The sequence below is a fragment of the Streptomyces griseiscabiei genome, assembly GCF_020010925.1.
Classification (GTDB): domain Bacteria; phylum Actinomycetota; class Actinomycetes; order Streptomycetales; family Streptomycetaceae; genus Streptomyces; species Streptomyces griseiscabiei.
In genome coordinates, this window is sequence record NZ_JAGJBZ010000002.1 from 970,443 (window position 1) to 989,879 (window position 19,437).

A 19,437-nucleotide genomic window follows, 5' to 3' on the forward strand; every position below is an offset into this window, starting at 1 on the left:
GCTCCCCGGGCGCTGCCTTAGGCTTACGGAGTGACCAACAGCAGCGACCGGAGTCAGGCAGTGGACGTCAAGACATACGAAGTGCGTACGTATGGATGCCAGATGAACGTCCATGACTCCGAACGCCTGTCCGGCCTCCTGGAGGACGCCGGCTACGTCCGCGCCCCCAAGGACGCGGGCGAGGGCAACGCCGACGTCGTGGTCTTCAACACCTGCGCCGTACGGGAGAACGCCGACAACCGCCTCTACGGCAACCTCGGCCGCCTCGCCCCCATGAAGACCGCCCGCCCCGGTATGCAGATCGCCGTCGGCGGCTGCCTCGCCCAGAAGGACCGGGACACCATCGTCAAGAAGGCGCCCTGGGTCGACGTCGTCTTCGGCACGCACAACATCGGCAAGCTGCCCGTCCTGCTGGAGCGCGCCCGGATCCAGGACGAGGCCCAGGTCGAGATCGCCGAGTCCCTGGAGGCCTTCCCCTCCACCCTGCCGACCCGCCGCGAGAGCGCCTACGCCGCCTGGGTCTCGATCTCCGTCGGCTGCAACAACACCTGTACGTTCTGCATCGTCCCGGCCCTGCGCGGCAAGGAGAAGGACCGCCGGACCGGCGACATCCTCGCCGAGATCGAGGCCCTGGTCGGCGAGGGCGTCTCCGAGATCACCCTGCTCGGCCAGAACGTCAACGCGTACGGCTCCGACATCGGCGACCGCGAGGCGTTCAGCAAGCTGCTGCGGGCCTGCGGGAAGATCGAGGGCCTGGAGCGTGTCCGCTTCACCTCGCCCCACCCCCGCGACTTCACCGACGACGTGATCGCCGCCATGGCCGAGACCCCGAACGTGATGCCGCAGCTGCACATGCCGATGCAGTCCGGCTCGGACACGGTCCTCAAGGCCATGCGCCGCTCCTACCGCCAGGAGCGCTACCTCGGGATCATCGAGAAGGTCCGCGCCGCGATGCCGGACGCCGCGATCTCGACCGACATCATCGTGGGCTTCCCCGGCGAGACCGAGGAGGACTTCGAGCAGACCATGCACGCGGTCCGCGAGGCCCGCTTCACCAACGCCTTCACCTTCCAGTACTCCAAGCGCCCCGGCACACCCGCCGCGACCATGGAGGGCCAGATCCCCAAGGCGGTCGTGCAGGCCCGCTACGAGCGGCTCGTCGCCCTCCAGGAGGAGATCTCCTGGGAGGAGAACAAGAAGCAGGTCGGCCGCACGCTGGAGCTGATGGTCGCCGAGGGCGAGGGCCGCAAGGACGGCGCCACCCACCGGCTCTCCGGCCGCGCCCCCGACAACCGCCTCGTCCACTTCGACAAGCCGGACCAGGAGGTCCGCCCCGGCGATGTCGTGACCGTCGAGGTCACCTACGCCGCCCCGCACCACCTCCTCGCCGAGGGCGCCGTCCTCGGCGTACGGCGGACCCGGGCGGGCGACGCCTGGGAGAAGCGGAACGCCCTTCCGGCGGAGAAGCCGGGTGTGCTGCTCGGGCTGCCGAAGATCGGCGTCCCCGAGCCGCTGCCGGCCGCCACCGGTGGGTGTGGGGTTCCTCAGTAGCTCTCGGCAGTGGGTTCGGCTCGGTTCGTTCCGTTGTCCGCGGGCTGCCGGTGCGTGGGGGTTGTTCGCGCAGTTCCCCGCGCCCCTGCAGGGCGCGGGTGTCACCCCCGGGCCTGCGGAAGTTACCCTGCGCAGCATGCTTGTCGCCGCCGCCGTCTGCCCCTGTCCGCCGCTGCTCGTGCCCGAGGTCGCCGAGGGCGCCGCGCCCGAGCTGGACGCGGTGCGGGACGCGTGCGCGGACGTGCTCGGGGTGCTCGCCGCCGCCCGGCCCGACCGGCTGGTGGTCGTCGGTCCCGCCGCGCGGGACGAGTCGTATCCGGAAGGCGCGCGGGGCTCGTTCCGGGGCTTCGGCGTGGACCTCGACGTCCGCCTCGGGGACGGCGACGGTACGGCCGCCCCGTTGCCCGCCTCCCTCGCCGTCGCCGCCTGGCTGCTCGACCGCACGCGCTGGGCCGACGCCCCCATGGAGGGGCTCGGCGTGGCGGAACCCATCACCGTCGAGCGGTGTGTCCGAGTCGGAAGGGACATCGCCGGGTCGGCCGAGCGGGTGGCCCTGCTGGTGATGGGCGACGCCAGCGCGTGCCGCACGCTCAAGGCACCGGGGTATCTGGACGACCGCGCGGCCGGCTTCGACGCGCAGGTGGCGCGGGCGCTCGCCGCCGCCGATGCCGAGGCTCTCAAGGCGCTGGACGCCGGGCTCGCCCGGGAGGTGCAGGCCTCCGGCCGCGCCCCCTGGCAGATCCTGGCGGGCGCCGCCGAGGACGCCGGGCTCTTTGGGACCCTGCTGTACGACGACGCGCCGTACGGCGTGGGCTATCTGGTGGCCGCCTGGTCGTAGCCGCCGCGGCTTGGGAACGCCGGGGCGGACACGGCGGACGGCCGGGAGCACGAGGCTCCGCGGCCGTCCGACGATGTGCTGGTGCTCAGGAAGCCGGAGGCGGAGGTGTGCGACCGCCGTCGTCGTCCTGGTGCGCGAGGCGGCCCATGGCGTCCTTCGCCTTGCCCGTACCCGACTGGATCCTGTCGCTGTACTTGCCCTTGGTCCTCCGGTCGACCGTGTGCGCGGCCTTGTCGAGACCGTGCTGGATCTTGTCCTCGTGCTTCTGCGCGAGGTGCGAGACCTTGTCCTTGGCCGGGGAGAGTTTGGATTTCAAATTATCCAGCAGACCCATGGTTCACCTTCCCGCGCGGGTCAGTCACTTGCGGGCGCTCTCGCCGGCCTCGGTGTCGGCCGCCTGCTCGGCGGTCTGCTGCTTGGGGATCTCCACGTCGTCCGCCGCGTCGACGGCCTCCGCCACGGCCTCGGCCGTCTCCTCCGCCGCCTCGGCCCCGTTCTCGGCCTCCGCTTCGGGCTGTGCGGGCTCCGTGGATCCCTTCGCCTCGTCCGACTTCTCCGCCTCCGTCCGGGCGGCCGGTTCGGACGCCGTCACGGCGGCCTCCTCCGCTGCCTTCGCCTTACGACGGAACAGTGAGAAAACGCCCATATCAACCTCAATGCTAATCATGCGGGCTAATTCCCGCGCTCTCCCGGAGCGTCCCATTGCGTCATCCGGGCCGCCGGCACTCGAAACCGGCGCTTCGAACTCGCAACACGCAACGACCCCGGCTGCCCCGCGTCACGTAGCTCGTTCGAGAAGAGGCCCCGACATTTGCGAGACTGGGTCGGTGAGTAGCGCAGTTCCCCCTCCACGAGTCATCGCCGTCGTCGGACCGACCGCGGCCGGAAAGTCCGATCTGGGCGTCTTCCTCGCCCAGCGTCTAGGCGGCGAGGTCGTCAACGCCGACTCCATGCAGCTCTACCGGGGGATGGACATCGGCACCGCCAAGCTGACCCCCGGGGAGCGCGCCGGGGTCCCGCACCACCTCCTGGACATCTGGGACGTCACGGCCGCCGCCAGCGTCGCCGAGTACCAGCGGCTCGCCCGCGCCCGGATCGACGCCCTGCTCGCCGACGGCCGCTGGCCGATCCTGGTGGGCGGCTCCGGGCTGTACGTCCGGGGGGCCGTCGACAACCTGGAGTTCCCCGGCACCGACCCCGAGGTCCGCGCCCGGCTGGAGGAGGAGCTGACCCTGCGCGGCTCCGGCGCGCTGCACGCCCGGCTCGCCGCCGCCGACCCCGAGGCCGCCCACGCGATCCTGCCGAGCAACGGTCGGCGGATCGTCCGCGCCCTCGAAGTGATCGAGATCACCGGACGGCCGTTCACGGCGAACCTCCCGGGGCATGACTCGGTCTACGACACCGTCCAGATCGGTGTCGACGTGGCGCGCCCCGAACTCGACGAGCGCATCGCCCGCCGCGTAGACCGCATGTGGGAGGCCGGTCTGGTCGACGAAGTGAGTGCACTGGAGGCGCAGGGATTGCGCGAGGGGCGTACGGCGTCGCGTGCGCTCGGCTACCAGCAGGTCCTCGCGGCGCTCGCCGGGCAGTGCACCATGGACGAGGCGCGAGCGGAGACCGTGCGCGCCACCAAGCGCTTCGCGCGCCGCCAGGATTCCTGGTTCAGACGCGACCCGCGGGTGCATTGGCTCAAGGGGGGTCTCGCCGACCTGACGGAACTCCCGCAGCTCGCACTGGCGTTGGTCGAACGACCGGTCACAGCCTGATCACGTCATGGCATCGGGTCGCCCCGGCGGTCATCCCGGCCTCCGGGGGCGTGCCATCATCGAGCTTCGATCGACCAAGTGGAGTCCGAGTTGGGAGGGCGCGTGGCGATGGAGGCCGGCCCTCGTGACACCGCACCAGGCACGGAGCAGGGCGCCGCGGAGGACGTGGAGCAGCTGGTTACCGAGGGGTACGCACTGGATCCCGACGGCGAACCGCTGAGCCCCGACGGCCCCGACGACCAGGTGTCCGGCGGTGTGAGCGACGACGGACCGGAACCGGACGAGATGTCCGGCCCGGAGGTCGAGGTCGAGCTGCGCCCCCAGCGCAGGCTGCGGATCTGGCAGCTCGCGCCCATCGTGGGCCTCGCAGCGGTCGGCTCCCTGATGTTCGCCTTCCCGCTCGCCTTCGAGTTCGGTGACGGCGGCGCCGTGGTCGCCATGCTCGGCCTGCTGATCTGTGCCACCGCCGCCGGCTGGGGCATGATGGCCGCCCGCCGGGTCGGTTACACGTGGCCCGGCCTGCCCGCCCGCGGCTCCGGCCGCCGCCCCGACTGGCGCCTCGTCCTCGGCTACGCCCTGGTCCTCGCCGCGGTCGCCTTCCTGGCCGTCTGGCGGGTCGCCCGGCTCCGCTAGGCCACCCCGTAACATCGAGGAATGAGCACGCGCATCGCCTTCCTCAAGGGGCACGGGACCGAGAACGACTTCGTGATCGTCCCCGACCCGGAGAACGCCCTCGACCTCTCCCCGGCCGCCGTCGCCGCCCTGTGCGACCGCCGCGCGGGCATCGGCGGCGACGGTGTGCTGCACGTCGTACGGTCCGCCGCGCACCCCGAGGCGAAGGGGCTCGCGGCCGATGCGGAGTGGTTCATGGACTACCGCAACGGCGACGGATCGATCGCCGAGATGTGCGGAAACGGCGTCCGGGTCTTCGCGCGCTACCTCCTGCACGCCGGCCATGTCACCGAGGGCGACCTCACCGTCGCCACCCGGGGAGGCGTGAAGAAGGTCCACATCGACAAGGACGGCGACGTCACGGTCGGCATGGGCGGCGCCCGCCTCCCCGAGGGCGACGTCACGGTCAGCGTCGGCGCGCACAGCTGGCCCGCGCGCAACGTCAACATGGGCAACCCGCACGCGGTGGCGTTCGTCGACGACCTCGCGGACGCCGGTGATCTGTACACGGCGCCGCCCTTCAGCCCCGCCTCCGCCTATCCGGACGGCGTCAACGTCGAGTTCGTCGTCGACCGCGGCCCCGGGCACGTGGCGATGCGCGTGCACGAGCGCGGCTCCGGCGAGACCCGCTCCTGCGGCACCGGCGCGTGCGCCGTCGCCGTGGCCGCCGCCCGCCGCGACGGCGCCGACCCCGCCGTCACGGGCACCCCGGCGACCTACACCGTCGACGTCCCCGGCGGCACGCTCGTCATCACCGAACGACCCGACGGCGAGATCGAGATGACCGGTCCCGCGGTGATCGTCGCCGAGGGCGAGATCGACGCCAAGTGGCTGGAGAACGCGGGGCGTTGAGGTGTGGTAGGGCTTGACATGACGGCGTTCGGAGTGCGGACGCCGTTGGCATCCAAGCCAACACGGCGTTCAGGCGTGCGAATCCATGGCGCACCCCGGTCGGGGTGGCTCGAAACCGTAAACCTCGGAACCTTCGCTCGAATGGGTGATCCGTTTCACGCTCGGCGAGAGGCGGTCGGACGAGCGTGGTGGGCTCGGTAGCATCAAGCACCGGCACGGACGGGGGAACGACACGGACCCCTGAGCCGCCGCACGCCATGGGGCACCCGTCCGCCGGTCCACGCAGCCGGAGGTGCCCATGAGCGCGGAGGCCACGAACCCCGCCGTATCGCCCGCCCCTGCGCCGCCACCAGCGCACCGCAGGAAGGGCCGACCTCGTATCGACCTGCGCCGTCTGGGCCGCGCCGCACTCCTGGGCCCGACGACCCGCGGCCGGGTGCCCGACGCGATCAGCCATCTCGCCGACGCGCACCGCGCCCACCACCCCGACGCCGATCTCGACCCGCTGCGCCGGGCGTACGTCCTCGCCGAGTCCTCGCACCGCGGTCAGATGCGCAAGAGCGGTGAGCCGTACATCACCCACCCGCTCGCCGTGACCCTGATCCTCGCCGAACTCGGCGCGGAGACCACGACCCTGACGGCCTCTCTGCTCCACGACACCGTCGAGGACACCGATGTGACCCTCGATCAGGTGCGCGAGGAGTTCGGCGCGGAGGTGTGCTTCATCGTCGACGGCGTCACCAAGCTGGAGAAGGTCGACTACGGCGCCGCCGCCGAGCCCGAGACCTTCCGCAAGATGCTCGTCGCCACCGGCAACGACGTCCGCGTGATGTCGATCAAACTCGCCGACCGGCTGCACAACATGCGCACCCTCGGCGTGATGCGCCCCGAGAAGCAGGAACGCATCGCCAAGGTCACCCGGGACGTGCTGATCCCGCTCGCGGAGCGGCTCGGGGTCCAGGCGCTCAAGACCGAGCTGGAGGATCTCGTCTTCGCGATCCTCCACCCCGAGGAGTACCGGCAGACCCGCGCACTGATCACGGAGAACGCGGAGCGGGAGACCGACCCGCTCGCCGAGATCGCCGACGAGGTGCGCGGCGTCCTGCGCGAGGCGGGCATCCAGGCCGAAGTCCTCATCAGGCCGCGCCACTTCGTCTCCATGCACCGGGTCTCCCGAAAACGCGGACGGCTGCGCGGCACCGACTTCGGACGGCTCCTCGTCCTCGTCGCCGAGGACGCCGACTGCTACGCGGTCCTCGGCGAACTGCACACCTGTCTCACTCCCGTGGTCTCGGAGTTCAAGGACTTCATCGCCGTACCGAAGTACAACCTGTACCAGTCGCTGCACACCGCCGTCGCGCGCGGTGACGGCCAGGTCGCCGAAGTCCTCATCCGCACCCACCAGATGCACAAGGCCGCCGAGGCCGGCGTGGTCGCGCTGGGCAATCCGTACGCCGCACCCGCGGAGGAGCAGACCGACGGACAGCGCCCCGACGGCGAGGGCGAGCGCGTCGACCCCACCCGTCCCGGCTGGCTCTCCCGCCTCCTCGACTGGCAGGAGGCGGCCCCGGACGCGGACATGTTCTGGTCCACGCTCCGCGAGGACCTCGCCCAGGACCGCGAGATCACCGTGTTCCGGCCCGACGGGGGCACCCTGGGGCTCCCCGAGGGCGCCAGTTGCGTGGACGCGGCGTACGCGCAGTACGGCGAGGACGCGCACGCCTGTATCGGCGCCCGCGTCAACGGCCGCCTGGCGACGCTCAGCACGGTCCTCAAGGACGGCGACACCGTCCAGCTCCTCATGGGCCAGGACCCGGCCTCCGAGCCCTCCAGGGAGTGGCTGGAGCACGCCCACACCCCCGCCGCGCGCATCGCCATCCAGCGCTGGCTCGCCACCCACCCCTCACCCGCCGCCGACACCGGGCAGGAGGAGCGGGAGGAGGCGCGCAAGGACGAGGCGCCCACCCTGCGCCCCGCCCTCGACGAGCCCGCCGCGGCCTCCGACAGCGTCGGCGCCGTGGTCGTCGTGGACCGGCCCGGGGCGACCGTACGGCTGGCCGGCTGCTGTACGCCCGTACCGCCCGACGAGGTCACCGGGTTCGCCGTGCGCGGGGGAGTGGTGACCGTGCACCGCGTCGAATGCGCCACCGTGACCCGGATGAAGAGTCTCGGACGCCCGGAGATCGAGGTGCGCTGGGGCGACACCACCGAGTTCCGGGTCACCCTCGTCGCCGAGTCCTTCCAGCGGCCCCATCTGCTCGCCGATCTCACCGAGGCCATCGCCCTCGAAGGCGTCGACATCGTCACCGCCACCGTCGAACCCCCGACCCAGCAGCGCGTCCGCCACACCTACACCCTGCAACTCCCGGACGCCGCCCACCTCCCGAACCTCATGCGCGCCATGCGGAACGTGCCGGGCGTCTACGACGTGGGCCGGGCCCAGCACCAGGTGGCGGCCGCGTTCTGAGCGGACCGGCCGCCCGGGAAGGGGCCGCCCGCACCGCGACGCCGGATGCGGGGCGGCGTCGGCTTCCCGGGCCGCTCGTTCGGGTGGGCCCGCTGCGCGTCGGCGGCGCGGAGCGGGGGCGCGCTGGTAGCGGTGGTCCATGCCGCTCACCCCACGCATCGGGAGCCGCCGCGTCCAGGCCGCGCTGCTCGCCTCCGCCGTCACCGTCTGCCTGACCGCCGCGAGCGCCCCCTCACCCGCCGAGCCGCTCGGCGTCGGCGACCGGCTCTTCCCGCACCTCGGCAACCCGGGCTACGACGTGCGGTCGTACGACCTCGACTTCACCTATCCCGGCAGCAACAGCAAGCCCCTCACCGCCGTCACCACCATCGACGCCCGGACCACCGCCCGGCTGGAACGGATCAACCTCGACTTCACCCATGGCAAGGTCGACTCCGTCGACGTCGACGGGGAGCCCGCCTCCTTCACCAGCGCGGGGGAGGACCTGGTGATCACCCCTGGGGCGCCGCTCCCCGAGGGCAGCCGGACCCGGATCACCGTGCGGCACACCAGTGACCCCGTGTACACGGGCGATGTCGAGGGCGGCTGGCTGCGGACCGCCGACGGCCTCGCGATGGCCAACCAGGCCGACGCGGCGCACGTGGTGTTCCCCTGCAACGACCACCCCTCCGACAAGGCCATGTTCACCGTGCGCGTCACCGCGCCCGACGGCTACACGGCCGTCTCCAACGGCCTCGTCACCGACACCGACCGCGCGGCCGGCACCACCACCTGGACCTACCGCACCCGGCACCCCATGGCCACCGAGCTGGCCCAGGTCTCCATCGGCCGCTCCGCCGTCGTCCACCGCACCGGCCCGAACCGTCTGCCGGTCCGCGATGTGGTCCCCGCCAAGGACCGCGAGAAGCTCGAACCCTGGCTCGCCAAGACCCCCGCCCAGATCAGCTGGATGGAGGGCAAGGTCGGCCGCTACCCCTTCGAGACGTACGGCGTACTGATCGCCGAGGCGCAGACCGGCTTCGAGCTGGAGACCCAGACCCTCTCCCTCTTCGAGCGGGACCTGTTCGTCCGGCCCGAGTACCCCAGGTGGTACGTCGAGTCGATCATGGTCCATGAGCTGGCCCACCAGTGGTTCGGCAACAGCGTCAGCCCCCGCACCTGGTCCGACCTGTGGCTCAACGAGGGCCACGCCACCTGGTACGAGGCCCTGTACGCCGAGGAGACCGCGGGCCGGACGGTCGAGGCACGCATGAAGGCCGCGTACGCCTCCTCCGACCGCTGGCGCGCCGCCGCGGGACCGCCGGCCGAACCCAAGAAGCCCAGGAACGGCCAGAAGATCGGCATCTTCCGGGCGAACGTCTACGACGGCGCCGCACTCTTCCTGTACGCCCTGCGCCAGGAGATCGGCACCCACGACTTCGCCCTGCTCCAGCGGGCCTGGGTCACCGTCCACCGGGACGGCGTGGCCTCCACCGCCGACTTCCGCGACCTCGCCTCCCGGATCGCCGGACGCGACCTGGACGCCTTCTTCCACGCCTGGCTGTACGAGGTCGGGACGCCACCGATGCCGGGGCACCCCGACTGGAGGTCGGCCCCGGTCGAGGAAGGGAAATAACCCACGTGACGAGACGGGGCGTACCGTGCGACCATCGTCGGGTCGACGGCGGGAATCCCCGGGAATCTCCCGGAATCCCCGGACGTTGTCGCCAGTGACGGCTCGGGATCCGCGAGGGTCCGCAGCGGTTCGTCACCCCTTCGGTAGCCCATCGACGTAAGGACCCAATGACCTCCTCTTCTTCCCCTTCCCAGGACGCACAGAGCGCCTTCGCCGCGCAGCACACCCCCGAAGGTCTTCGGGCCGATGCCCTGATGGAAGAGGACGTCGCCTGGAGCTTCGAGATCGACGGAGAGCGGGACGGCGACCAGTTCGACCGCTCCGACCGCGCGGCCCTGCGCCGTGTCGCGGGCCTCTCCACCGAGCTCGAGGACGTCACCGAGGTCGAGTACCGCCAGCTCCGCCTGGAGCGTGTGGTGCTCGTCGGTGTCTGGACCACGGGCACCTCGCGGGACGCGGAGAACTCGCTCGCCGAGCTGGCCGCCCTCGCGGAGACCGCGGGCGCGCTCGTGCTCGACGGCGTGATCCAGCGCCGCGACAAGCCGGACGCGGCCACCTACATCGGCTCCGGCAAGGCCAACGAGCTGCGGGACATCGTCCTCGACTCGGGCGCGGACACCGTCATCTGCGACGGTGAGCTGAGCCCGGGACAGCTCATCCACCTCGAAGACGTCGTCAAGGTCAAGGTCATCGACCGTACGGCCCTGATCCTCGACATCTTCGCCCAGCACGCCAAGTCCCGGGAGGGCAAGGCGCAGGTCGCGCTCGCGCAGATGCAGTACATGCTGCCGAGGCTGCGCGGCTGGGGTCAGTCGCTGTCCCGTCAGATGGGCGGCGGCAAGGGCGGCGGCCTCGCCACCCGTGGCCCCGGTGAGACCAAGATCGAGACGGACCGGCGGCGGATCCGCGAGAAGATGGCGAAGATGCGCCGGGAGATCGCGGAGATGAAGACCGGCCGCGAGATCAAGCGCCAGGAGCGCCGGCGGAACAAGGTGCCCTCGGTCGCCATCGCCGGTTACACCAACGCCGGCAAGTCCTCCCTGCTCAACCGTCTCACCGGCGCGGGCGTCCTGGTCGAGAACGCCCTGTTCGCGACCCTCGACCCGACCGTGCGCCGGGCCGAGACCCCGAGCGGGCGGCTGTACACGCTGGCGGACACCGTCGGCTTCGTACGCCACCTGCCGCACCACCTCGTCGAGGCGTTCCGCTCCACGATGGAGGAGGTCGGTGACTCCGACCTGATCCTGCACGTGGTCGACGGTTCGCACCCCGCGCCGGAGGAGCAGCTGGCCGCCGTGCGCGAGGTCATCCGCGATGTGGGTGCCACGAAGGTGCCCGAGATCGTGGTGATCAACAAGGCGGACGCGGCCGACCCGCTGACGCTGCAGCGGCTGCTGCGGATCGAGAAGCGCTCCATCGCCGTCTCGGCCCGCTCCGGCCAGGGCATCGAGGAGCTGCTTGCCCTGATCGACGCCGAGCTGCCGCGTCCCTCGGTCGAGATCGAGGCGCTCGTGCCGTACACCCACGGCAAGCTCGTCGCCCGCGCCCACACCGAGGGCGAGGTGATCTCCGAGGAGCACACCCCGGAGGGCACCCTGCTCAAGGCCCGGGTGCACGAGGAACTGGCGTCCGACCTGGCGCCGTACGTTCCGGCGGCCACGACCGCCTGACGTCCTCGGCGTACCCGGTCGTCCAGGCATGGCCGAAGGCCCGCCCCCTCCGCCGAGGGGCGGGCCTTCGGTATGTGTGCGGGAGCACCGGCCGCGTGGTGCCCCCGCACACCCCCCGTCCGCCCCCGCGCTACGTGGTCCTCTCCAAGACCTCGTAACCGGGGGAGGTCTCCGTCTCGCTCTCGGCCATCGAGCGGGCACGTCCGCCGTAGTAGGCGGCGATCAGCTCACCGGGGCCGTAGGCGGGATGCTCGGCACGCGCCCGGTTCAGCCGGACGAAGATGTTCCACTCGTCATGGCAGCCGAGGCTGTACGAGCCGCCCGCCCGCACGGTGTAGAAGCGGACGAACTCCTTGCGCCGGGCCTCCCAGACCGCCGCGTCGTCCGGGTCGGTGAGATCGAGCGGACGCCTGCCGCCCGGGGGCGCGTCCGGGACGGTGCCGAAGTCGGTCCAGAAGTCGGGGTCGACGGCGTACTTGCGGGCGAAATACGACTCCACCGCGGCCACCAGCGCACCGCCGCTGCCGCCGCCCGAGTCGGCCCGGAAGAAGCCGTGCACGTCGTCGGGGCCGAGGAAGTAGAACGCGTCGAACAGGCCGCCGAGCTGCAGCTTCCGGCGGGAGGGCCGGCCGGGCGGACCGGGCGGGTCCATGAGGTAGTGGTCCTCGGCCAGCACCCGGGTCCACATGCGCATGTAGTCGCCGCCGGTCGGCCGTGCGGCGGCCATGAGGTCGTCCAGCCGCAGCTGCCGGCCGCTCTCCCGGGCGAGCTCCTCGATGTGCCGTGTGACCAGGCCGGTGCCCTCCTTCGACTCCAGCTGGTACGCGGCCGGGTTGACGACGAAGAACCGCTCGCCCCACTCGGAGGCCAGCCGCCGGGCCACGAAGTTCGCGATCTCGGTGTTGGTCCGGAAGTGACCGCCGCCCCGCGAACTGATCGGGCAGCTCAGATAGACGACGACACGGTCCTCCGCCTGGGCACGGGCGATGTCCGACTGGATGAGGGCGACATGCTTCTCGAAGACGTCGAACCAGTCGCCGGTGTGCCAGGCGAAGCGGATGGCCGGGCCGCCGGGGACCGGGAGACCGGTCGCGGTGGGTACGGACGGCCGCTCGGGCGGGGCCGGCGGCCCGGCGGCGGTGGACGCGGCGGCCGTGGTCGCGGTCACGCTCGCGGCCGTGTCGGTGGTGGTCGTCAGGGTCGGGTTCTCGGGCATGTGTCCGTCCTCAACTTCCCCAGCCCGTGGGGCCGAGCAGGTTGTTGTTGCGTACCTTGATCCGGTCCGGGACCCCCGCGTTGTAGGCGGCGACGAAGTCCACGTCCAGCTCGTCCTCGGCGCCCGTCTCGTCCATCACGCGCAGCACGGTGAACCAGGAGTTGAGCAGCCCGTCGAAGTGCACGACGCACCAGGTCAGTTCGACGGTCATCGCGTTGACCCAGGCCTCCAGATAGGCCTCCGTGCCGGTGCCCGGCACCTCCGCGAGCGGCCCCTTGGCGATGTTCTCCGCGGCCACGCCCCGCAGCACCTCGCGCAACTCGGCGAACTGCGCGTCGGTGACCGCGTGCGGGTCGCGCTGGATGGTCTCCGCCAGCCGCAGGCAGTGCTGCTGCGGCACGGTGTAGAGGGGTGCGGTGACCCCCTCCCAGGTGAAGGTCCGGTCCTCCCAGTCCGGGCGCCCCGCCGAGTCCACCAGCCGCAGCAGCATCTCCTCGGCGCGCGCCGCCCGCTGCGCGGGGTCCACATGCGGGAGTTGGGCGCTGAGCAGGCCGTAGCCGATGAAGCTGTGGTGGGTGAGGGAGTACCGGCTGCGGTTGAGCAGGCTCACCAGATTGATGACCAGCTCCTTCGTCACCCGGTCCACGAAGCCGCCCTGCGGGAACAGGACGCTCTCCCCGGCCGGGTCCCCGGGAGGTCGCGGCGTGGGCGCGTACCGGGGCGCGTCGAAGATGAACGAGTTGGCGTACTCGACCTCGGTGAGCGCGAGGCCGGGCAGCCACGCCATCGTCCGGAACAGGTTGCTGGGAATGCCCCAGTCCCGGACCGACCTGTCGAGCTCGGTCCGGATCCGCGCCTCGGTCCGCCCGGCGGGCAGCACGGGCACACGGGGGCCGGGGGCGGCGGGCGGGATCAGATCGGACATGGGGTCACACTCCTTGTCGGCTCCGGGTGGGAAAGCGTCGGCCGTGGGCCGAGCGGGGTCAGGCGGGGGCGGATGAACGGGATCGGTGGTCGTGACCGGCGGGGCGGGGCGGGTCAGCCGAACGGGGTGAGGCGGCCGTACCGGTCCGCCCAGTGGCCGACGAGCCCCGGGAAGCGGTCCAGCACCTCGCGCACGGCCTCCCCGGACCGGGGCTTCATCTCCTGCGGCAGCCACAGGTGGCCGCCCTGCTCCGGCGGGACCAGACCGCGGACCAGGCTCCGGACGATCACCCGGTCGCGCCGGGAGTCCTCGCCCTCGCCCTCGGGCCGGTGCGGGTTCTGGGCCACGGCCGAGGCGGCGCCCCGGGTGGAGATCTGGTCGACCTCCGGGACCAGCCGCCAGAGCTGCTGGGCCTGGTAACTGGTGACGGAACCGGCGAGGTTGGCCTCGATGCCCCGGTGGTGGCAGTAGTCGACGAAGAACCGGATGTCGTCCAGGCCGAGGATGCCCCGCCGCTTCAGACCGGTCGTCTCGTCGATGTCCAGGGAGTTGAAGTCGGTCATCTCCGGGCTGCGCTCGGTGGCGACCAGCCCGACCCGGGCGACCTTCAGCAGCACGCTGGTGTCGAGCATCATCGCGCCCGCGCCCGCCCGGACCGTCGCGTCGACCATGCGGGCGATGGCCTCGCGGTCGGTGCGGCGGGCCGAGGGGTCGCCCGTGATGCCGTAACGGGCGTGCGGGAACAGCTCGTTGAGCGCGACCGTGGTGTGCCGGGTGCCCTCGGGCAGGACCCCGTGGTCGATCAGCGACTCCAGGTCCACCTGACCGGGGTCGGTGAACAGGAGCCTGCCGTCCTCGTCCCGCAGCGTCCCGGCCGCGTAGTCGGTGAGGTCGAAGCCGTGCTCGGTGCCGGGCTCGCCGGGGTGGAACTCGCGCAGGCCGACCAGGGCCCGGCGGATCGCGTCCACCGAGCGGCGCTCCTCCCACAGATCGAGATCCTGGGCGAACAGCACCGACATCACCTGGGTGTGCGAGAAGCCCTCGGTGCGCCGCAGGGTCTGCACGCACTCGCGCAGCACATCGGTGAGCAGCCCGGTCTCCATGCCGTCCAGGCCCACCTTCACGATGCCGCAGGGATGCACCCGGGTCCCCATGGACACCGCCACCCCGAGCGCGGCCTGCGAGGCCTTGCCGGCGATCTCGTACGCGGACTTCTGGATCGCCGCGCCGGTGCCGGAACGGTCGAAGAGCAGCTGGTCCTCGCCGATGTTGGTGGAGAGCTGGACCTCCAGATCGCGCCGGAAGCCGAGCACGGCGTCGCTGACCGCCATGATCTGCTGCGGCTTGATGTTGCCGAGGGCGCTGCGCGGATCCTCGCTGTCGATGATCCTGCCGCCCCCGAGGACGGCCTCGCGGGCCTCTTGCGGATTGAAGACACTGACAAGCAGTTTGCGGTTCATCGTCCGGTCATCGGTCATGAGAGAACCCCGGTATCGGATCACGTGCGTCGGATCGCTGTATCGGATCGCCTGTATCGGATCGCGTCTTTCGGATCGCGCGGACTCGCACTGATTTGCCATTTCCTGGCCCAGGTGCCGCCCTGTACGGCGGCCGGTTCTTTCGCCGTGCGCGATGGCCATTCGAATGTCGCAGTACGGGGCGCGCCGTGTCCAATAGATTCGTTGATAACCTCTCGGCATGGATGTGGATCTGCGCTTGCTGCGATCATTCGTCGCGGTTGCGGAAGAACTGCACTTCACCCGCGCGGCGCAGCGCCTGCACATTACGCAGCCCGCGCTTTCCAAACAGATCGAGCAGTTGGAGCGAAGCCTTCGCCTGCCGCTGCTGAAGCGGTCCAGCCGCTCGGTGACCCTGACCGCCGCGGGCCGGGCGCTGCTGCCCGGGGTGCGCCGGATCCTGGCCGACTGGCAGGGCGTGGTCGGCGCGGCCCAGGAGGCCGCGGCGACGGAGGAGCGGACGCTGCGGGTCGGGTTCATCGCCAACGCGGCCAGCGAACTCACACCCCGGATCCTCGCGACCTTCGGCATGATCCGCCCGGACTGGCGGGTCGTGATGACCCAGGCGCCGTGGATCGACCCCACGGCGGGGCTGGCGGGCGGCGACGTGGACGTGGCGCTGGTCCGGCTGCCGCTGCCGCACGGGCCGTCGAGCATCCGTACGCAGGTGCTGCTGACCGAGGACCGCTGGGTGCTGATGGCCGCCGGGCATCCGCTGGCCGGGCAGGACGTGGTGCGTTTCGAACAGCTGCTGGATGAGCCGTTCGTGGCCGTGCCCGTGGAGTCCGGGGTCTGGCGCGACTTCTGGCTGGCGCTCGACCACCGTGACGGCCATCCCGTGGTGATCGGCGCGGAGGTGAACAGCACGGACGAGTGGATGGAGGCCATCGCCAACAACTTCGGGGTCTGTCTGACCGGTGCCTCCACCGCGCGGTTCTATCCCCGCCCCGGGGTCGTCTGCCGCCCGATCGACAAGATCACGCCCACGGAGGTCGCCGTGGCCTGGCGCGCGGCCGACGGCCGGCAGGTGGTCGCCGACTTCGTCACGGCCTGCTCGGAGACGGTCGCGGGGGCGGCGGAGCCGGAGCCGGGGGTGGGGGACGCGGCAGCCGGTGCATGACGCGGCGGAACTCCGGCGGCGCGCCCGGAATACGGCAGTCCGTCGAATCGTCTCTCGAATTCACCGGCTGAATCGCGTGGCGAATCAACGTCCGGGAAAGATGCGGAATGGTTTCTCCTTAGGCATCGCCGACCTGACGTCAAACATTCCATCCCGGCATGAACGAATCTATTGGACGCCGTCCGTTCGGCGTTGCGAGCATTCGGAGGAAAAGGCCGGCCACGCGACCGGACCACCGGCCACCGGACCACCGGCCACCGGACCACCGGCCACCGGGCCCGCGGTCTCCGGCCGCCGCATCGCCGAAGGGTATTCACCGTGGTGAATCTCCGCGCAGCCATTGTCGGCTGCGGACGTAGCGCCTCCGCCGCCCATGCCTCCGCCCACACCGCCGAGCCCCGTGTGCACCTGGCCGCCGTGGTCGACCCCGACCGCGCCAGAGCCCGTGCGCTGGCCCGCCGGTTCGGCGTCCGCGAGGTCTTCACCTCCCTGGAGGAGTTGCTCGCCACGACCGACGTGGACCTCGTCAGCATCTGCGCCCCGCCGCCTCTCCATGTCCCGCTCGCCGCGACCGCGCTCCGGGCCGGCTGCCATGTGCTCTGCGAGCCGTCCGCCGCCACCGGCCCGGCGGACCTGGCCCGACTGGCCGCACTCGCCACGACCGAACACCGCGTCCTGGCCCACGCCTTCCCCTACCGCCACCTCACCGAGACCCGCACCGCCCGCCGCATCGTCGACGCGGGGGAGATCGGCGAGATCCACGAGATCCAACTTGTGGCGCCGGGGCGGCGGGAGGCGGTGGACGAGGAGTGCTGGGCGGGGTGGGCGAGGTGGGCGGAAGGCGGGGGCGGGGGTCTCCGTCCGCTCGGTGCCCCCGATGCGGTCGGCGCCGCCGACGGACCCGACGGCCGCCTCTGGACCGGGGAGAACGCCGACCGCGCGTCCTGGGCCACCGATGAAGACGTGCGCGACCGGCCCCGGGCCGCCGCCGGTACCCGCCCCCGGCACCAGGGCCCCGCCGACTGCGGCCCCCTCACCGGCACCGGCATCCACCTGCTCGACCTGGCCATGTGGATCACCGGCTTCCCCGAACCCGTCGAGATGCTCTGGACCACTCCCGATCCGGCCCCCGCAGCGGTGGCGTACGCGGACGGCCGCACCGCACAGCCACAGGCGGCGCAGGCGCGGCGGCGGTTGGGTGCCCGGCAGGGCACCGACGCCGCCGACGCCAGGGCCGCCCGAGCCGTGGCGGCCCGGGCGCGCCCGGACGCGGCGCCCGTCCCGCCCGCGCAGCGCCCAGCCACCGGCCTCGTCGCCGCGCCGGGCACCGGCCCGCTCGGACCCGGCCGCACCGCCCTGATCCGCTGCCGCGACGGCATGTCCCTGAGCCTCACGGCTTCGCGCGGCACCGCGTACACCGCCGCTTCGCAGAGCACCGGATACGCCGGTTGGTACGGCCCCGCGTACGCCACCGCGCAGGACCCCGCCCACGCCACCTCGCGCGGCACCGCGTACACCGCCGATCCCTCCGACGAGGAGACCGTCCGGGTACGGCTGGTCGGCGACCGGGGCGCGCTGGAGATCTTCCCGCTGCTGCTCTCGCACCCGAACGGCACCGCCCCGGGGCACACCGTCCCGCCCCTGCCGGGCAAGCCCCACGACCTGCCACTCGCCCGCAGCCGCCAGCTCGCCGGGTTCGTCGACGCCTGCCTGGGCCGGGGCCCGGCGCCCGTGACCACCGCGCAGCTCGTCCACATGCAGAAGATCGCCGACGGCCTCCACCGCTCGGCGCACGCCACCACCGCTTCCGGGGAGCCGGACACCCGCGGCCGGTCGACCGTCCCCGGACGGACCGACCCTCACGAGGCCACCCCCGTCACCGTCGACGACCCCGTTCAGGAGGCGAGCCGTGCCTGAGCCCCATCTCGCGCTCCACGGCGGTGACCCGGTGGTCGCCGAACCCCCCGACTGGCCGCAACGCGGGCCGCTGGAGGCCCGCATGCTCCGCGAGGTCCTGGACGACGGCCAGTGGTCACTGCACGGCGGCACCCGCTGCACCCGCTTCGAGTCCCGCTTCGCCGCACTGCAGGGCCTCGGCCGTGTCCTGACCGTCAGCAACGGCACCGCCGCCCTGCAACTCGCCTGCGAGGCCCTCGGCCTGGGCCCCGGCGACGAGGTCATCGTCCCCGGCCTCACCCGCCCGGGCACGGCCGGCGCGGTCCTGGACGCGAACGCCGTGCCCGTCCTCGTCGACGTGGACCCCGACACCTGGTGCCTGGATCCGGCCGCCGTGGAGGCCGCCGTCACGGAGCGGACCCGGGCGATCGTCGCCGTCCACCTGTACGGGACGATGCCCGACCTGATGGCCCTGGCCGCCCTCTCCGCCCGGTACGGCCTCGCCCTGATCGAGGACTGCGCCCACGCACCCGGCGCCCGCTGGGACCGGCACGGCGCCGGCTCGGTCGGCACCCTGTCCTGCTTCAGCTTCGGGATGACCAGCACCCTCACCGCGGGCGAGGGCGGCTGCGTCGCCACCGCCGACCCCCTGCTCGCGGGCCGTCTCTCCGGCCTCCGCGACCGCGGCCGCCCACCGGCGGGCTCGCCACTCGGCTGGCGCCCCCTCCAGGGCGGCAACCACCGGATGACCGAGTGGCAGGCGGCCGTCCTGCTCGCCCAGTGCGAACGGTTCGCGGAACAACGCGAACGACGCGAGGCGGTCACCCGCCGCTGGCGCGAGGCGGCACTCGCCTGCGGCTTCCTGCACCCCGCCCGACTGCTCCCCGAGGTCGAACGACCACCCGGACAGGCCCTCGCCCTGTCGTACGTCCCCGGCACGGACCTCCTCGGCGACCTCCCCGTGGCGACCGTCCGAGCCGCCCTCGCCGCCGAACTCCGCGTCCCCGTCGAGGCCTGCTACCGCCCCCTCGACACCTCGCCCGCCTACCTGCCGCACAGCAAACCCCGGCACCACCTCTCCCAGGAATACTGGGAGGCCATCGCCCCCGGCCGGGCCCGACTCCCGCACTGCGCCCGCCTGTACGAGTCCTCCGTGGTCCTCCCGCACACCGCGATGCTCCGCCCCGGCGCCGAGGACCACCTCCCCCAGGCCCTCGACCGCCTGGCCTGCCACGCCGACCAGCTGCGCGACCGCGCGGCCACCGGACGGAGGAAGGCGGCGGCATGACAATGGCGGAGGGCGCGCGGCCGACAACTCCACGCGCCCTCCTG

The 19,437-nt window shown here is 72.2% G+C and carries 16 protein-coding genes; 11 read left to right on the forward strand and 5 right to left on the reverse strand.

The window, feature by feature from the left end:
- Positions 1 to 30 precede the first annotated feature (30 nt).
- Positions 31 to 1,551, forward strand: a complete 1,521-nt coding sequence (miaB, locus tag J8M51_RS21685; protein ID WP_086760537.1) for a tRNA (N6-isopentenyl adenosine(37)-C2)-methylthiotransferase MiaB — start codon at positions 31 to 33, stop codon at positions 1,549 to 1,551.
- A gap of 136 nt (positions 1,552 to 1,687) precedes the next feature.
- Complete coding sequence (locus tag J8M51_RS21690; RefSeq protein ID WP_086760536.1) at positions 1,688 to 2,389, forward strand: class III extradiol dioxygenase subunit B-like domain-containing protein; 702 nt, start codon at positions 1,688 to 1,690, stop codon at positions 2,387 to 2,389.
- An 85-nt stretch (positions 2,390 to 2,474) separates the two neighbouring features.
- Here the strand turns inward: J8M51_RS21690 and J8M51_RS21695 are convergent, their stop codons facing one another.
- Together J8M51_RS21695 and J8M51_RS21700 are read right to left on the reverse strand one after the other, a co-directional pair.
- On the reverse strand, positions 2,475 to 2,723 hold the full coding sequence (locus tag J8M51_RS21695) for an antitoxin (RefSeq protein WP_086760534.1): 249 nt from the start codon (positions 2,721 to 2,723) through the stop codon (positions 2,475 to 2,477).
- Positions 2,724 to 2,747: 24 nt separating this feature from the next.
- Positions 2,748 to 2,981: a hypothetical protein gene (locus J8M51_RS21700; RefSeq protein ID WP_256965870.1), complete on the reverse strand. Its 234-nt coding sequence runs from the start codon at positions 2,979 to 2,981 to the stop codon at positions 2,748 to 2,750.
- A 235-nt stretch (positions 2,982 to 3,216) separates the two neighbouring features.
- On the opposite strand from J8M51_RS21700, the gene miaA reads away from it, so the two are divergent.
- The 6 genes from miaA to hflX all read left to right on the forward strand — a co-directional run bounded on the left by miaA (position 3,217) and on the right by hflX (position 11,431).
- Positions 3,217 to 4,155 carry a tRNA (adenosine(37)-N6)-dimethylallyltransferase MiaA gene (miaA, locus tag J8M51_RS21705; protein ID WP_086760530.1) on the forward strand — a complete coding sequence of 313 codons (939 nt, stop codon included), beginning with the start codon at positions 3,217 to 3,219 and terminating at the stop codon, positions 4,153 to 4,155.
- A gap of 102 nt (positions 4,156 to 4,257) precedes the next feature.
- A complete protein-coding gene (locus J8M51_RS21710; RefSeq protein ID WP_398856618.1) occupies positions 4,258 to 4,788 on the forward strand; it encodes a hypothetical protein in 531 nt (176 codons plus the stop codon).
- 21 nt (positions 4,789 to 4,809) lie between these two features.
- Positions 4,810 to 5,679, forward strand: a complete 870-nt coding sequence (gene dapF / locus J8M51_RS21715; protein ID WP_086760526.1) for a diaminopimelate epimerase — start codon at positions 4,810 to 4,812, stop codon at positions 5,677 to 5,679.
- A gap of 298 nt (positions 5,680 to 5,977) precedes the next feature.
- Positions 5,978 to 8,146, forward strand: coding sequence for a RelA/SpoT family protein (locus J8M51_RS21720; RefSeq protein WP_267299403.1), 2,169 nt, complete (start codon positions 5,978 to 5,980; stop codon positions 8,144 to 8,146).
- A 139-nt stretch (positions 8,147 to 8,285) separates the two neighbouring features.
- A complete protein-coding gene (locus J8M51_RS21725) occupies positions 8,286 to 9,761 on the forward strand; it encodes a M1 family metallopeptidase (protein WP_086760446.1) in 1,476 nt (491 codons plus the stop codon).
- A gap of 167 nt (positions 9,762 to 9,928) precedes the next feature.
- Positions 9,929 to 11,431 carry a GTPase HflX gene (gene hflX, locus J8M51_RS21730; RefSeq protein WP_086760448.1) on the forward strand — a complete coding sequence of 501 codons (1,503 nt, stop codon included), beginning with the start codon at positions 9,929 to 9,931 and terminating at the stop codon, positions 11,429 to 11,431.
- 130 nt (positions 11,432 to 11,561) lie between these two features.
- Here the strand turns inward: hflX and J8M51_RS21735 are convergent, their stop codons facing one another.
- The 3 genes from J8M51_RS21735 to J8M51_RS21745 all read right to left on the reverse strand — a co-directional run bounded on the left by J8M51_RS21735 (position 11,562) and on the right by J8M51_RS21745 (position 15,050).
- Positions 11,562 to 12,647 carry a hypothetical protein gene (locus tag J8M51_RS21735; RefSeq protein WP_086760450.1) on the reverse strand — a complete coding sequence of 362 codons (1,086 nt, stop codon included), beginning with the start codon at positions 12,645 to 12,647 and terminating at the stop codon, positions 11,562 to 11,564.
- 10 nt (positions 12,648 to 12,657) lie between these two features.
- Positions 12,658 to 13,572: a carboxymuconolactone decarboxylase family protein gene (locus tag J8M51_RS21740; protein ID WP_267299404.1), complete on the reverse strand. Its 915-nt coding sequence runs from the start codon at positions 13,570 to 13,572 to the stop codon at positions 12,658 to 12,660.
- 113 nt (positions 13,573 to 13,685) lie between these two features.
- Positions 13,686 to 15,050 carry a (5-formylfuran-3-yl)methyl phosphate synthase gene (locus tag J8M51_RS21745; protein ID WP_216589090.1) on the reverse strand — a complete coding sequence of 455 codons (1,365 nt, stop codon included), beginning with the start codon at positions 15,048 to 15,050 and terminating at the stop codon, positions 13,686 to 13,688.
- 220 nt (positions 15,051 to 15,270) lie between these two features.
- Here J8M51_RS21745 and J8M51_RS21750 point away from each other — a divergent pair, with 220 nt between their 5' ends.
- From J8M51_RS21750 to J8M51_RS21760, 3 genes are all read left to right on the forward strand, one after another.
- A complete protein-coding gene (locus J8M51_RS21750) occupies positions 15,271 to 16,209 on the forward strand; it encodes a LysR family transcriptional regulator (RefSeq protein ID WP_086759057.1) in 939 nt (312 codons plus the stop codon).
- A 318-nt stretch (positions 16,210 to 16,527) separates the two neighbouring features.
- A complete protein-coding gene (locus tag J8M51_RS21755; RefSeq protein ID WP_267299405.1) occupies positions 16,528 to 18,126 on the forward strand; it encodes a Gfo/Idh/MocA family protein in 1,599 nt (532 codons plus the stop codon).
- On the forward strand, positions 18,119 to 19,393 hold the full coding sequence (locus tag J8M51_RS21760) for a DegT/DnrJ/EryC1/StrS family aminotransferase (protein ID WP_086763155.1): 1,275 nt from the start codon (positions 18,119 to 18,121) through the stop codon (positions 19,391 to 19,393). The genes J8M51_RS21755 and J8M51_RS21760 overlap by 8 nt, the downstream gene beginning before the upstream one ends.
- Positions 19,394 to 19,437 lie beyond the last annotated feature (44 nt).

Excerpts from the sequence above, each read along its gene's own strand:
- J8M51_RS21690 (WP_086760536.1), top strand. The coding sequence starts at position 1,688 with ATGCTTGTCGCCGCCGCCGTCTGCCCCTGTCCGCCGCTGCTCGTGCCC.
- J8M51_RS21695 (WP_086760534.1), bottom strand. The coding sequence starts at position 2,723 with ATGGGTCTGCTGGATAATTTGAAATCCAAACTCTCCCCGGCCAAGGAC.
- dapF (WP_086760526.1), top strand. The coding sequence starts at position 4,810 with ATGAGCACGCGCATCGCCTTCCTCAAGGGGCACGGGACCGAGAACGAC.
- J8M51_RS21720 (WP_267299403.1), top strand. The coding sequence starts at position 5,978 with ATGAGCGCGGAGGCCACGAACCCCGCCGTATCGCCCGCCCCTGCGCCG.
- J8M51_RS21725 (WP_086760446.1), top strand. The coding sequence starts at position 8,286 with ATGCCGCTCACCCCACGCATCGGGAGCCGCCGCGTCCAGGCCGCGCTG.
- hflX (WP_086760448.1), top strand. The coding sequence starts at position 9,929 with ATGACCTCCTCTTCTTCCCCTTCCCAGGACGCACAGAGCGCCTTCGCC.
- J8M51_RS21735 (WP_086760450.1), bottom strand. The coding sequence starts at position 12,647 with ATGCCCGAGAACCCGACCCTGACGACCACCACCGACACGGCCGCGAGC.
- J8M51_RS21740 (WP_267299404.1), bottom strand. The coding sequence starts at position 13,572 with ATGTCCGATCTGATCCCGCCCGCCGCCCCCGGCCCCCGTGTGCCCGTG.
- J8M51_RS21745 (WP_216589090.1), bottom strand. The coding sequence starts at position 15,050 with ATGACCGATGACCGGACGATGAACCGCAAACTGCTTGTCAGTGTCTTC.
- J8M51_RS21750 (WP_086759057.1), top strand. The coding sequence starts at position 15,271 with ATGGATGTGGATCTGCGCTTGCTGCGATCATTCGTCGCGGTTGCGGAA.